Annotated in this window: 6 protein-coding genes; 3 read left to right on the forward strand and 3 right to left on the reverse strand. The window is 71.6% G+C overall.

The genetic code is table 11. The features are described 5' to 3' along the window. Positions 1 to 305: 305 nt before the first annotated feature. Positions 306 to 4,196 (reverse strand): serine/threonine-protein kinase, encoded by a 3,891-nt coding sequence (locus WMF11_RS30100; RefSeq protein WP_437973147.1) that lies wholly within the window; start codon positions 4,194 to 4,196, stop codon positions 306 to 308. 205 nt (positions 4,197 to 4,401) lie between these two features. Between WMF11_RS30100 and WMF11_RS30105 the strand changes: the two genes are divergently transcribed. Then, positions 4,402 to 5,961, forward strand: a complete 1,560-nt coding sequence (locus WMF11_RS30105) for a serine/threonine-protein kinase (protein WP_437973148.1) — start codon at positions 4,402 to 4,404, stop codon at positions 5,959 to 5,961. Positions 5,962 to 6,006: 45 nt separating this feature from the next. Here the strand turns inward: WMF11_RS30105 and WMF11_RS30110 are convergent, their stop codons facing one another. Next, positions 6,007 to 7,077, reverse strand: a complete 1,071-nt coding sequence (locus WMF11_RS30110) for a class I SAM-dependent methyltransferase (protein ID WP_437542110.1) — start codon at positions 7,075 to 7,077, stop codon at positions 6,007 to 6,009. A 177-nt stretch (positions 7,078 to 7,254) separates the two neighbouring features. Between WMF11_RS30110 and cysS the strand changes: the two genes are divergently transcribed. Continuing rightward, a complete protein-coding gene (gene cysS, locus WMF11_RS30115) occupies positions 7,255 to 8,793 on the forward strand; it encodes a cysteine--tRNA ligase (RefSeq protein WP_437973149.1) in 1,539 nt (512 codons plus the stop codon). An 863-nt stretch (positions 8,794 to 9,656) separates the two neighbouring features. Beyond that, complete coding sequence (locus WMF11_RS30120) at positions 9,657 to 12,287, forward strand: LamG-like jellyroll fold domain-containing protein (RefSeq protein WP_437973150.1); 2,631 nt, start codon at positions 9,657 to 9,659, stop codon at positions 12,285 to 12,287. A gap of 96 nt (positions 12,288 to 12,383) precedes the next feature. On the opposite strand, the gene WMF11_RS30125 is transcribed toward WMF11_RS30120, so the two are convergent. After that, positions 12,384 to 13,199, reverse strand: a complete 816-nt coding sequence (locus WMF11_RS30125) for an arylamine N-acetyltransferase family protein (protein ID WP_437902689.1) — start codon at positions 13,197 to 13,199, stop codon at positions 12,384 to 12,386. Between the last annotated feature and the right edge of the window lie 94 nt (positions 13,200 to 13,293).

A 13,293-nucleotide genomic window follows, 5' to 3' on the forward strand; every position in this document is an offset into this window, starting at 1 on the left:
TCCGATGGAGCGTCGGGATCGGTGTCCGACGGGGCGGCGCATCCCGCCGTGAACACACCGGCGCCAAGCAGACCAGCCGCAATGAAACGGATCGATGACATTCAGCTCTCCTCCGAGAAAGGCGCGCTGTCACGCACGGGGCCGGCCTCCGACACCGACCAGCGTTCTAGCTCTTCCTTAAATTAGCAGTCTTTCATTTTCCAGAAAGACGCGCAATACCGAAAACTAGCACATGGAGGTTTGTTGCCCGTATACGGACTTGCCGGAATATCGAACGGAACGGGCCTTATCGAGTCAGGATCAAGTCACTGCGATACGGCTGGACGAACGTCCGGCGTCCGCGATGTCTCCTCCAGGTTGCGCTCCAGCTCGGCGAAGCGGGATAGCCAGAGGGGGCTCTCCCCGCGGTGCTCCCGCGCGCTCGCGAGCGCCTCCTCCGCCTCACGCACGTGTCCGCGACGGAGCGCCATGCGAGCACGCCAGTAAAGGAACATCAGCGTCTGCTCGGCGATCGACTGTTCTTTCACCAGTCGGATCGCTTCGCCCCACGCGAGAGACGACGGAGGCGCCGGCCGGAGCCCGACCTCGGAGAGCACGAGCTCGAGCAAGCTGAACTCCGTGAGGTCGCCCGGCTCGAGGGCGCAGGATCGCTGGATCCACTGGACGAGCTGGCTGGCCTGCTCGTACTCGTCGAGCGCGAGGTGGATCTGCGCGAGCAGCATCGCCGTCTGGGGCATCGGGCGCTCGGAGGCCTGCTCTTCCAGCCACCGGGCGCGCCGCAGGAGCGCGAGCGCCTCGCGCTGCCTGTCGCTCCAGTGGAGCAGCACGGCGACGTTGTACGACGCCATCTTCTCCAGCCACGGATTGCCGATCTCGCGCGCGAGATCGACGGCGCGACGCAGGTCGCCGACCGCGCCCGGCAGCGACCACCGCCAGGCCCACAGCGCGATGCGGTTGATGTACGCCCCGCAGAGGTGAAACCGATCGCCGGCCGCCGTGACCAGGGCGATCAGATCCTCGAAGGCGCGCTCGGCCTCGTCGCGGCGACCCGCGCTCGCGAGCTGGAACGACAGCATGATCAGGGCAGGGACGCGCGCGTCGTAGTCTCCCGACGCCGCGGCGCGATCGGCGCACGCGGTGAGCTCCGCGATGGCCTCCTCGGTCCTCCCCCGCCGCCACGAGGTGCGCGCCTCGGCGACCCGGAGGCGCAGCGCGAGCTCGGGAGAGCCCTGCGCGCGCGCGTGCGTGTCGACCAGCGGCCGCGCCTCCTCCACGCGGCGCGCCGAGGCCTCGAACTCGAAGGCCCAGTCGAGCACGGTCGCGTCCTCGAGCAGGAGGCCCGCCCTCGCCCGCGCGTCGCCGAGCGCCTCGGCCAGCGCGAGCGCCTCGCCGAAATCGCTGCGCGCCTCCCGGACGCGGCACATCCGGTACCGGCTCCTGCCGCGGCCCGCGAGCGCGCGCGCGCGCCGGGGCGCGTCGCCCTGCTCGGCGATCTGGAGCGCGGCGTCGTAGCGCCGGTCCGCCTCGACGGCGTCGTGCCGCGCGGACGCGAGATCGCCGAGCGCGAGGTAGGCGTCGGCCGCCTCGGCGCGCTCGCCGCACACGGCCGCGTGGCGCGCGAGCGCGCGGAGGCCCCCGGTCGAGCCGGCCGCCACCTGCGCTCGCCAGTACGCGAGGGCGCTCCGGTGGATCGCGGCGCGGTGCGCCGGGTCGAGCATCTCGTAGACCGCCTCCTGGAGGACCGCGTTCTGGAACGCGTGCCGGTCGTCCACGCCGCCGCCGCCGGGGCCCTCTCCGTCGCGCAGCAGGATCCGCCGCTCGACCAGGGCCGCGAGCCCGAAGCCCGCGTCGACCATCGCTCCGGCGCCGCCCGCGCGATCCAGGCCGTCCAGCACCGCCTCGAGCTCGGCGCGATCGAACGACATGCCGAGCGCCGAGCAGACCCGGGCGCAGGTCGCGAGCTCCGGCGGCAGATCGTCGAGCCTCTGCGCCGCGAGCCATTGCCACGCCGGCGCGGGCGGCAGCGCCTCGACCTCCGCGGTCGCCACGTACGAGCCGCCGCCGGCGCGCCGGCGCACGACGCCCGCCCGCTTGAGCGACCGGACGATCTGCCGCAGGCAATCCGGGTTGCCGCCCGCCCAGTCGGCCAGCCGGCGGAGGATCTCCGCCGGCGGGTACTCGGCCGGCAAGAGCAGGCGCGAGGCGAGATCCATCGCCGCCTCCTCCGCGAGGGGCGCGAGCGTCACGCGGGTGTGGCGCTGGTTGCGCTGACCCCAGCTGGGACGGGCCTGCTCGAAGCGGGGGCGCGCGGTCACGACCACCCAGAGGGGGGTGCCCTCGCCGTCGAGCGTTGCGTACTCGAGCGCGTCGAGCAGCACGTCGTCCGCCTGGTCGGCGTCGTCGAGGATCACGGCGAGGGGGCCGCGGCGCGCCCCGCGGCGGAGCGCCTCGGCGAGCGCCAGCATCAGGCCGTTGCGGGCCTCCCCGGACAGGCGCCCCCCGCGGGGCCCGGGCCAGCCGAGCGCCGCGGCGACGGCCTCCCACGTCGCGCCGCCGAGCGTCTCGCCGAGCCGCTCCACGCAGAACTGCCGCGGGTCTCCGGGGCTCTCCCTCGGCGCGTCGAGCGCGACGCAGAGGAGCGCGCGCACGGCCTGCGCGGCGCCGCCGTGGATGGGGTGGAGCGCGCGCGCGGCCACCACGCGCACGTCCGGGACCGGCACGCCCGCGATGCTGGCCGCCTCGGCCGCGAGGCGCGTCTTGCCCAGACCGGCGTCGCCGATGAGCGTGAACAGGCCCGGACACGTCCCGTCGAAGGCGTCGGTCGCGCTGGCAGCGAGCGCCGAGAGCACGTCGTCGCGGCCGAGCAGCGCCGGCTCGCGCAGGCTCTCCGGGTCGCCCGGCGGCGTGGGGGCGAGCTCGTCGTCGGGCAACGCGCGCTCGAACTCCTCGGTCATCGCGAGCCCGCCCCAGGGCTCGGCCGGCAACCACGCCTCGGGGCGCTCGATCGGCGCCCCGTAGGCGGCGTGCAACCCGCCAGCGATCCTGCGCAGGCGCACGCTGGCGAGGTGCAGCGCCACGCGCACGCCGCCGCTCAGCGCGAGATCGCGCGCCGCGGCCAGCGCTGCGCGGGCCGGATCGTCGACGTCTCTCGCAGAGAACACGGCGAGGCAGCGCTGCCCCCGCTGCCGCGCGACGAACCCCCGGCGGCCGCCGATCGCCGCGATCACCGGCCCGGCGCCGCCCTCCGCGAAGAGCAGCGCGACCGGCTGCCGCCCCTCGGCGACGGCCGCCGCGGCGCCGTCGTCCTGCCGCTGCGATCGCGGCGCGGAGGGAGGCGGGATCGAGTCGGCTCGAGGCCGCACGCGCAAGGCGTGCAGGGTCAGCCGGAGCGCGGCGGCGCTGTCCGGGCGGCGGCTCGGGTCCTTGGCGAGGCAGGCGAGCGTCAGCGCCTCCAGCCCCTCGGGGACGTCCGCGAAATCGCTCGGGCGCGGGGGGCGCAGCGCCAGGTGGCCGTGCTCGACGGCCGTCTCGCCGCCGACGAACGGCGGGCGCAGGGTGAGCAGCTCGAACAGGATCACGCCGAACGCATAGATGTCCGCGCGCGCGTCGATCCGCGCGGCGTCGCCCCGGAGCTGCTCCGGAGCCATGTACTCCGGCGTCCCCACGATGTCGCCGGCGCGCGTCACGCCGGCGGACGCCGCCGGCGGCTCGCCGCCTTCGGCGAGCCGCGCCAGACCGAAATCGAGCAGCACCGCGCGCCCGCTCGAGCCGAGGAGGAAGAGGTTCTCCGGCTTGACATCGCGATGGATGACGCCGCGCGCGTGCGCCGCATCGATCACGGCGAGGATCGCGTCCGCGCGCCCGGCGGCGAGCTCCGGATCGAGCGGCGCGCGCAGCGCGGCCAGCTCCTCGGCGAGGGTCTGGCCGAAGAGCCTCTCCATCACGAGATAGGGCCGCCCCCCGGGGAGCTCGCCGCAGGCGACGAGCCGCGGAGCGTGCGGCACGCCGACGCGCTCGAGCAGCGCGGCCTCCCGCCGGAACCGCTCGCGCAGGTTCCACGCCGCGTGCCTCCCTACCTTGATGGCGACAGGCGCTCCATCGCAGTCCTGTTGCGCGCCCCAGACGTCGGAGAAGCCGCCATGTCCGAGCGGACCGAGCGGCGAGAAGCCCTCGATCACGGGCGCCGCGCGCTCCACGGTGTCAGGCTCACCAGGCGGCGGGATAAAGCCATCTCTGACACACGGAGCGCCAGCGGCGAGCCGCCCGTGACATACAGAGCAACGGTGCATGATTCGGGTTGCTTGCCGGCAGCCGGGGTCGCATTCGATACCGGCTTACGCGTACTGTACTGCGCGGGCTCAGCAGTTGTCATTGAGGAAGTAAGCGGCTGTCGCATATCCCATGAAGAACCCTGGCCAGAACGATGAGCCTTTCCCTGCCGCGCCCGCGCCGCCGGCCGACGCCCCCGCGGCGGGCGAGCCGCAGCTCGTCACGTCGCGGACATGGAAACAACACACGCCCGACACGCGCGATCGCGAGGGCGCGGGTCCTGGCGCCCCGCGGGCCGCGGCGCTGCGGGCAGGCGAGTACCTCCTCGACGGCGTCATCGCCGAGGGTGGGTTCGGCGTCGTGCACCGCGCGGTGCACGCGACGAGCAAGGCGCCGGCGGCGGTCAAGATCATGCACGCCGACCTGATCTCGCGCGCCGACGTGGTGCTCCGCTTCCAGCGGGAGGTGGACGCGATCGGGCGGATCCGGCACCCGAACGTCGTGGAGATCCTCGACGTGGGGCGGCTCGACGACGGGCGGCCCTACTACGCGATGGAGCTCCTTCAGGGCAAGAGCCTCGAGCAGCACCTGTTCGCGCGCGGCCGGCTCCCGGCGGACGAGGCGCTCGCGATCCTCGATCCGCTCTGCGGCGCGCTCGCCGCGGTCCACGCGCTCGGGATCATCCACCGCGACGTGAAGCCTTCCAACGTGATCCTGTGCGAGCAGGGCGGGGAGCTCAGGGTGGTGCTGCTCGACTTCGGCATCGCGAAGCTGCTCGGCGCGACGGATCTCTCGCTCACGTCGTCACGGCACATCGTGGGGACTCCGGCGTTCATGTCGCCCGAGCAGCTCCTCAACCGGCCTGTCGACATGCGGACCGACGTCTACGCGCTCGGCGCGCTGCTCTACACGATGATCGCGGGATCCATGCCGTTCCTGGCGACCACGTACCCGGTGCTGCGCCACCTGCACCTGCACCAGGCGCCGCCCCGCCCGAGCCTGCACGCGCCGGTCGACCCGGCGTTCGACGATATCGTCGTGCGGGCCATGAGCAAGGATCCCGCCGGCCGCCACCCGGACGTCGCCGCGTTCCTGGGCGACGTGCGGGCCGCGACGGCGCGGATCGCGCGGACCGGCGCGGTGGAGGCGGGGCACATCCGGCGCCTCGCCATCGGGCTGCTCGTCGAGGTCCTCGCCGAGAGCCGCGCGCTCGAGGCCCCCACCGACGCCTTCCTGGCCGAGTTCGAGGCCGTGGTCCCGGACGCCGTGGCAACGCTCGCGCCCTCGGGGTTCTCGCCGCTCGCGATCACGAGCACCAGCGCGCTGCTCGCGGCGCCCTTTCAGCGCGGCGAGCACGGCACCGAGGAGGCGCGCCACCGCGCGATCGCGGCCGCCGTCGCGCTGCACACGCGGCTCGCCGGGCCGGGCCAGCGCGATCCCAGGATCAGCGTCCGCTTCTGCCTCCACGCCGGCGACGTGGTGCTCACCGAGGACGGCGTCCTGGTGGGCGGGAACCTCCTCGAGCTCTCCTCGTGCCTCCCGGAGGCGGCGGAGCCGGGGGTGTACGCGTCGCCGGCGATGCTCGACGGCGTCGCCTTCTTGTCCCACCGGGTCTCGGGGGCCGCCGGCGCCACGATCCCGATGCGCCGCGTGTTCGTGCGGCCGCCGGGCCGCGCCGCGGCGCCCGCGTAGCGCCCCGGCGCTCGCGATCGCCGCGAGCGCCGGGCGCAGGATGGGTCAGCGGGCGGGCTTGACGAACTTGAGGGTCATGCGGTCGCTCTCGCCGATCGCGGCGTAGCGCGCGCGGTCCTTGTCGCCGAGCCGGAAGTTCGGCGGCAAGGTCCAGACCCCTTCCGGGTAGTCTTTCGTGTCCTTCGGATTCGCGTTGACCTCGGACTTGCCGCCGAGCTTGAAGCCCGCCGACTCGACCTTCTGGATCACCCACGCTTCCGGGAGGTATCCCTGCTTCGCGCTCTCATCGGGGTTGGCGTCGGGCTTCGCCCGGTGCGCCACGAGGCCGAAGACGCCGCCCGGCTTGAGCGCCTTGAACGCCTCGGCGACGTAGGCGTCGAACTTGCCGTTCCGGTGCCAGCCGTGCGCCTCGCGAATGGCGATGACGAGGTCGGCCTTGCCCTCGATCCCGAGCTTCGGGTTGTCGCGATCGATCACGACGACATCGACCTTGCCGAACAGCTCGGGCGACTTCTCGATCATGTGCTTCACGCGCTTGCCATAGAGCGTGTTGCGCGAGTCCGCGGGGCCGTTCGGATCGAACGCCGTGATGATGAGCTTGCCCTTCTTCGCGAGCACCGGCGCGAGCAGCTCGGTGTACCAGCCCTCGCCGGCCCCGAGCTCGATGACCGTGCTCGTCTGCTTGAGGCCGAAGAACTCCAGGTTCTCGACCGGGTGCCGGGCGGCGTCGCGCTCGGCGTTGCCCGGGGCGCGGTGCTTCCCCTTGAGCGCCGCCCGCAGCGCGGCGCCCGCGCTCGGGTAATTGGCCGCGATGAGCGCCTTGACCTCGGCCTTGAGCGCGTCGTCGAACCGCGCCGCCTCCGTCGCGGCTTTGGCCTCCATGGCCTTCGTGTCCTCGGCGAGCTTGGCGAGCTCCGCCTGCTTCTTCTCGGCTTCCGGGTCCGCCTTGGGCGGCGTCGCCGCCTCGGGCTGCGCGGCCGGCGCGGCGGCCGGCGGCGCCGGCGCGGGGGCCGGCGGCGGTGGCGGCGGGGCGCTCTCGACGGGCGGCGGGCTCCCCGCGCAGGCGGAGAGCGCGCCAGCGAGGACGAACAGCAAGGTCCTTGAAGTGATGTGCATGCGCTGCTGCGTAGACCGGAGGGAGGACGGGCGCAAGACGTGGGCAGACGTGGCAAGACGAGGCAAGACACCGCGAAACCACAGGGAAAACCGGCGAGGTTCCGCGTTGACCGGGCGGCGGGGCCAGGGTAGCGTACGCGGTCCCGGGGGGTGCTCGCACACTCACGCAGGTGGCCGATGCCGCTCAAGGTTCATAACACGCTCACGAGGAAGAAGGAGCCTTTCGTCTCCGCCAGGCCGAAGGTCGTGCGCATCTACACGTGCGGTCTCACGGTCTACGCCCCGATGCACATCGGCCATGCGCGCACCTACTGCTTCTGGGACGTCTTCCGCCGCTACCTCGAGTACCGCGGCTATCATGTGCTGAGCATCATCAACTACACGGACATCGACGATCGCATCATGCAGCGCGCGAGCGAGCGCGAGGGCGCCGTCGACGTCGCCGAGCGGAACATCGCGGCGTTCCGGCGCGACTGCCGCAAGCTCCACATCAAGGACTACGCCGTCTACACGCGCGCCACCGACTTCGTCGACGAGCAGGTCGACATGGCGAAGCGCCTGATCGAGAAGGGCCACGCCTACACGGTGAACGGCGAGGTCTTCTACGAGGTCGGCACGTGGGCGTCCTACGGTGAGCTCTCGGGGCGCAAGGTCGACGAGCAGGAGGTCGGGGCGAGCGGCCGCGTCGAGGAGGACTTCGCCCGGAAGAGGCACCCGGCGGACTTCAGCCTCTGGAAGCCGACAGGCGCGGGCCAGCCGAGCTGGCGCACCGGCGAGGAGGGGTGGCCGACCGGGCGCCCCGGCTGGCACATCGAGTGCTCGGCGATGAGCACGGCGCTCCTGGGCGACCATTTCGACGTCCACGGGGGCGGCATCGACAACATGTTCCCTCACCACGAGAACGAGATCGCGCAGAGCGAGCCGCTCTGCGGGCGGCCCTGGGTGCGCTACTGGCTGCACCCGGAGCACCTCGATCTCAAGGACATGAAGATGTCGAAGAGCCTCGGGAACGTCATCTCCATCGAGGAGCTCCTGTCGAGGCACGGGCACGACGAGGCGCGGTGGTTCTTCGTGACGCAGCATTACCGTTGCAAGCTCCCGTTCGGCTGGGAGCTCCTGCAGCAGTCCGCTCAGGGCTATGCGCGCATCAAGAAGCTCGCGACGGTCCTCGCCGAGAAGCTGAGCGGCGCGACGGAGGCTCCCCTCGCCCCGGGCGCGTACGCATCGCAGCGACCCGAGGAAGAGCGATTCCCGAGGATGCGCCACCACTACGTTCACGGCCAGTTCGGTGAGCTCACCGAGCGGTTCATCGCGCGCTTCATCGAGGCGATGGACGACGATCTGAACACGCCGAACGCCGTGGCTGCATTTTTCGATTACGTGAGCGCGCTCTATTCGGCGGGGATCGAGCAGTGTGAGGATCGCCCCTCGATGCTCGCGGTCTACCGGGCGATCGTGCGTCACCTCGCGGTCTTCGGGGTGGAGATCGCCGAGCCGGCGCTCTATCCGGAGCTCGTCCCGGACTATGCGCTCGCCCCTGCCGAGGGCGCTGCTGGGCGCGGGGGTGACGCCGCGATCGACCGGCTGATCGCGATGCGCCAGGAGGCCCGGAAGGCGAAGGACTTCGCCAAGGCGGACGCCATCCGCAACCTGCTGACCGAGGCAGGTGTCGTGCTCGAAGACACCCCCCGCGGACCCCGCTGGTCTTCCTCCTGAGGAGCTCTCCCGCTTCGTATACGGGCCCATCTCGACGTTTTCGGTGCTCGGCGTACCAGAGTACGCCTCCGCGCCGAAAACGCCGATCTGGGCACGTCTCCTGTGCGGGAGAGCTCCGCTAACGGGTGTATCAGAGGTCGGAGAAAGAGCGGAGAGGATCGCGCGGCGGAAACTTGCCGGGGCTGGGAGCGGCGCGGGCTGGAGACGGGTGCAGCCCGGGATTCGGTCACGGACACCGCCGCGGCGCCAAAGGACGGCGCGCTCCTGCCATCACAACACGGGATGTCCTCGGCCCGCCTCCTTATAGGCCACGGCCCGCCTTTTCGTAGGCCGCGGCTACCTCCTTATAGAGAGATGTCGGCATCGCGCGACGGCGGCGCGGCGCGATGCATTGGGGCGGCTGCGCGATGCGCGGAGGAGGCGGCGCGGCGCGGCATATAGAAGCGACGCAATGGATGACCGCGAGACGGCCGGGCTGCGGTCGGGACGACGTGCGACGGGCGTGCGGCAGCGAGAAGGAACCTTGTTGTCCCCCTTTGCCGCTCGCCACGGCGCACCCTTCGGACGCGTCGGAAGCGTGCTTGTTTGATCTCGAGCACCCGCCTGGGGTCGCAAAATGGGTGTGCCAGATGTGCCAGTGTCGGAGCCCGCCGACACGCCCAGGCACGCTGGGTGCGACGCAACAAGGCGAAAATCACGATCTGGGGCCGGGCATATCAATTGCCAATCGGGTGCTCCGCACCAGCGCCCAAACCCGGACAGCCCGGTCGGGTCAAACAGACGCCTGTTCGCGTCGCCGGCCGCAGCTCGAGCTGCGGCCGGACGGCGCTCGTGCAGTCAACTCTTACCCAACGAGAACGCAGATGCGGAACCTCTCCTTCGGCTTCGCCCATCCTCTCTCAATCAAAACCAGCTCGGCCGCGATCCTCGCCCTGCTCGCCTCGGGTGCCGCGTGCGGAAGCTATGACGTCGATGAAGGTTCACTCAACGATGCAGAACTAGCCCTCGAGGCGGCGGCCAGCGGGCCGGGCGCCGTCAGCGGCGCCGTCTCCGGCGTCGGCGCGACCGGGACCGGCGGCTTCGGCAGCAGCTCGGTCGCCACCTCCACCACCGGCGTCGGCGGCGACCCCGCCACCACCGGCGTCGGCAGCAGCGTCGTCGCCAGCTCCACCGGCGTCGGCACCGGCGGCTTCGGCAGCAGCTCGGTCACCACCACCGGCATCGGCGGCGGCGCCGGCGTCGGCGGCGGCGACCCCGCCACCACCGGCGTCGGCGGCGGCAACCCCGACGATCCGCCCCCGGGGGGGCCGCCGGCCGTCGGCTTCTGGCAGCTCGACGACTGCAACGCCGCGACGACGGCGCTGTTCGATTCGTCGGGCAACGGCAACACGGCCACCCGCTCGGCCAACGCGGCGTGCGCTCAAGGGATCAGCGGCCTCGGCGTCGCCTTCAACAAGGACAACGACAAGATCCTTGTCGACGACGACGCCAGCTTCACGTTCGGACAGAACCTCGCCGTCGCCGCGTGGGTCAAGCCGACCGCGGTGTCGGGGTCGACGCCGCGGACCATCGTGCAGGAGAAGGGCGGCGGAGAGACGAGCTTCTCGCTCGACATCCGGAACAGCCAGGCGCGGTTCACCGTGACCTTGACCAACGGGCGGACGGTCACCTCCCGCGCCCCCATCCAGGCCAACGTGTGGACCCACGTCGCGGGGATCTACGACGGCACATTCGTGCGGCTCTTCCTGAACGGCCAGCAGGTCGGTCAGATCAGCGCGGCAGGCACGCTCCACGACATCGACGCGCCCATCCGCATCGGCAACAACGTGCAGAAGGAGCGCTTCACCGGCGTGCTCGACGAGGTCTGGCTCTCCGCCTCACCGACGACCGCCTTCGAGATCGCCCAGCTCTCCTGCCTCAGGCGCCCCGCGACGGCCGTCGTCACGCCGGAGAGCAGCGGCCAGGTCGCCCCGAACACGCCGGTGGCGTACCAGATCGCCGTCACCAACAACGATGTCGGCTCGTGCGCGGGCCGCGACTACTTCCTCGACATCTTCAGCCCCTCGGGGGGCATCGACGTCTCCGCCAATCCCTCCTTCTTCCCCGGCGTCCTGCCCGGGAGCACGGCGACGTTCCCCGTCACCGTCACCGGCACCGAGGACGCGGATCCAGGCGCCCACGTGATCCCCTTCTCCGTGATCGACTTCAACTCGTCCGAGTTCATCGTCGCCTCCGGGGCCCTCGACTTCGAGCTGACCGAGCCGACGGGGTGCTTCGTCCGGACGAGCCGGGAGATCTTCGTGAAAGACCTCAGCGTGGTCGAGGATCCCGTCCGCACGACGTTCAATGGACCGCCGGGCGACCCCCGCACCGGCGCATGGACGTTCGCGCGCCTGATGGAGGACATGGCGCCCACGCCCGCCGACGCGCCGGCCATGGTCGAGGAGCTCTTCAGCACCTGGCTGACCGATCAGACCGTGAACGGCTTCACCGTGCCGGCGCGCACGGCGATTCAGCAGGTCGTGCTCGACGAGTGGCCGAGGAGCCCTGACGGGTCGCTCGACCTGCAGCAGGCGCCGCTCTTGCTGCTCGGCATCGTCAACAGGATCGACGTGCGCAACCTCGCCGAAGGCAACGCCGGCGAAGGGAGGTTCGTGTTCGGCGTCGTCAGCCAGGGCTTCCCGCAGCAGTTCACCGTGATCCTGGAGTACAAGCTCCCCGCGTCGACCGAGGCCGACGTGCTCGACTGGGCGAACGACTGGCACGCCCTCGGCAGCCTGCCCTTCCCCTCCGAGGCGTACAACGCCGCGCTCCAGGACATCACCACGCGGTTCGCAGGCCGGAACGCCGCGCCCGGCAAGCCGAACGGGAGCTCGCTCGGGCAGCTCCGCACGAACGAGATCGCGCTCGCGGGGCCGTGGGAGCTGCGCGAGTTCGTCCTCTCGCCCGACACGGGTTTCCTGCGGCCGGAGACCGTCAAGCTGACGCCGGATCTCGGCTTCGACGGATCGCCCACGCTCGCCGACTTCGTGAACCAGAACGAGGCCTCGATCATCGCGGAGCAGCACACGGTGCCCGACACGTTCCAGGGGAACCCGTTCCTCGGCGGCTCGTCGTTCAACAACCTCACGGCCTGGACCGCTCCTGGCATCCTCAACAACGAGGCGCGGCACAAGTTCTCGCTCAACACCTGCAATGGGTGCCACGGCGCGGCGGAGACCGGGACGGGGTTCCTGCACGTGAACCCGAGGTCGCCCGGGAACGAGGCGTCGCTGTCGGGCTTCATGACGGGGATCACCGTCGGTGACCCGGTGAGCGGCGAGCCGCGCACCTTGAACGATCTGAGGCGCCGGAACCAGGATCTGACGGCGCTGGTCTGCGAGCCTGCCCCGACCCTCGCGGCGCTCAGGGCCGCGCCGAGCGGCGGCGCGGCGGCCGGCGCGGCCGCGAGCCGCTCGGCGTTCATCCGCCGCGGCATCGGGCGCGTCCACTGATCCAGTAGCGCCCCGGCGCGAGGGGCGGCGGGCGCGGCCGGCGAGCCGCGCCCGCCCGGCCTCCCGAGCAGGACCCGAGGGGGACGCGCCGTTTCTTCAGCTATCGAGGCCCGCGCAGGAGATCCGCGTCCCGGCTGGGAGCTCGAGCCCGAATCGCTCTCTCAGGACGTCGAGGAGCGCGTCGTCGCGCACCGAGACGCGCTCGACGCCGTCCACCCGCCAGAACCCCAGCTCGCGGTTGCGCAGCGTCACCCGGCCTTCCGGCGACGGGAGCGCCACGATGAGGTTGTTCACGAACAGCGAGCTCGGGTGCGTGGACGTGTAATGGTTCGCCACCTCGTAGTCGATCGGGAGGTGCTCCTCGAGCGTGAACGCATAGACGTCCTGCCACGCCTCGCCCGCCCTGGAGGCGAGCACCCATGACGAGCCCTCCCGGCGCAGGCCGATCACGTCGAGCACCCGCGCGTGCCCCTCGCCCTCGACGAGCGGGAGCGGCTGCAAGAGCCCCGGACCGCCGAAGCCGACGTCCGCGATGAACGGCCCCTCGGGCAGCTCGACAAGCGACAGCATGTGAGATCGAGGGCCCGTGTCGCTGCGCTGGAACCGCACCCGCGCGATGAGCGTCGTGAGCTTGAATCCGAGCCGGCGCAGCACCGCGGCGAACAGCGTGTTGTGCTCGAAGCAATAGCCGCCGCGGCGCGCCCTGACGAGCTTCGCCTGGACGCTGGCCAGGTCGAGGCGGATCGGTCGGCCGAGCAGGACGTCGAGGTTCTCGAAAGGGATGGAGTAGACGTGCGCTGCGTGAAGCGCGTCGAGGACCTCCCGCGTGGCGGCGAGCGCGCCGCGGTAGCCGATGCGGGCGAGATAAGCGTCGAGGTCGAGCGATGCGCTGTCCTGTGTCGAAGGTTGCATTGGATCGGTGCAGCCAGGATACGCGGCCCCTCGCTTGACCGTCAACGCACAGGTCAGCACATTGACGGCGGTGGAGCAGGACCATCGAACCCAT

Source organism: Sorangium sp. So ce295, assembly GCF_051527405.1.
Classification (GTDB): Bacteria; Myxococcota_A; Polyangia; order Polyangiales; family Polyangiaceae; genus Sorangium; species Sorangium cellulosum_B.

What these genes read in the sequence shown, in the direction of transcription:
- cysS (WP_437973149.1), top strand. Translation starts at nt 7,255, where the DNA reads ATGCCGCTCAAGGTTCATAACACGCTCACGAGGAAGAAGGAGCCTTTC.
- WMF11_RS30120 (WP_437973150.1), top strand. Translation starts at nt 9,657, where the DNA reads ATGCGGAACCTCTCCTTCGGCTTCGCCCATCCTCTCTCAATCAAAACC.
- WMF11_RS30125 (WP_437902689.1), bottom strand. Translation starts at nt 13,199, where the DNA reads ATGCAACCTTCGACACAGGACAGCGCATCGCTCGACCTCGACGCTTAT.
- WMF11_RS30105 (WP_437973148.1), top strand. Translation starts at nt 4,402, where the DNA reads ATGAAGAACCCTGGCCAGAACGATGAGCCTTTCCCTGCCGCGCCCGCG.
- WMF11_RS30110 (WP_437542110.1), bottom strand. Translation starts at nt 7,077, where the DNA reads ATGCACATCACTTCAAGGACCTTGCTGTTCGTCCTCGCTGGCGCGCTC.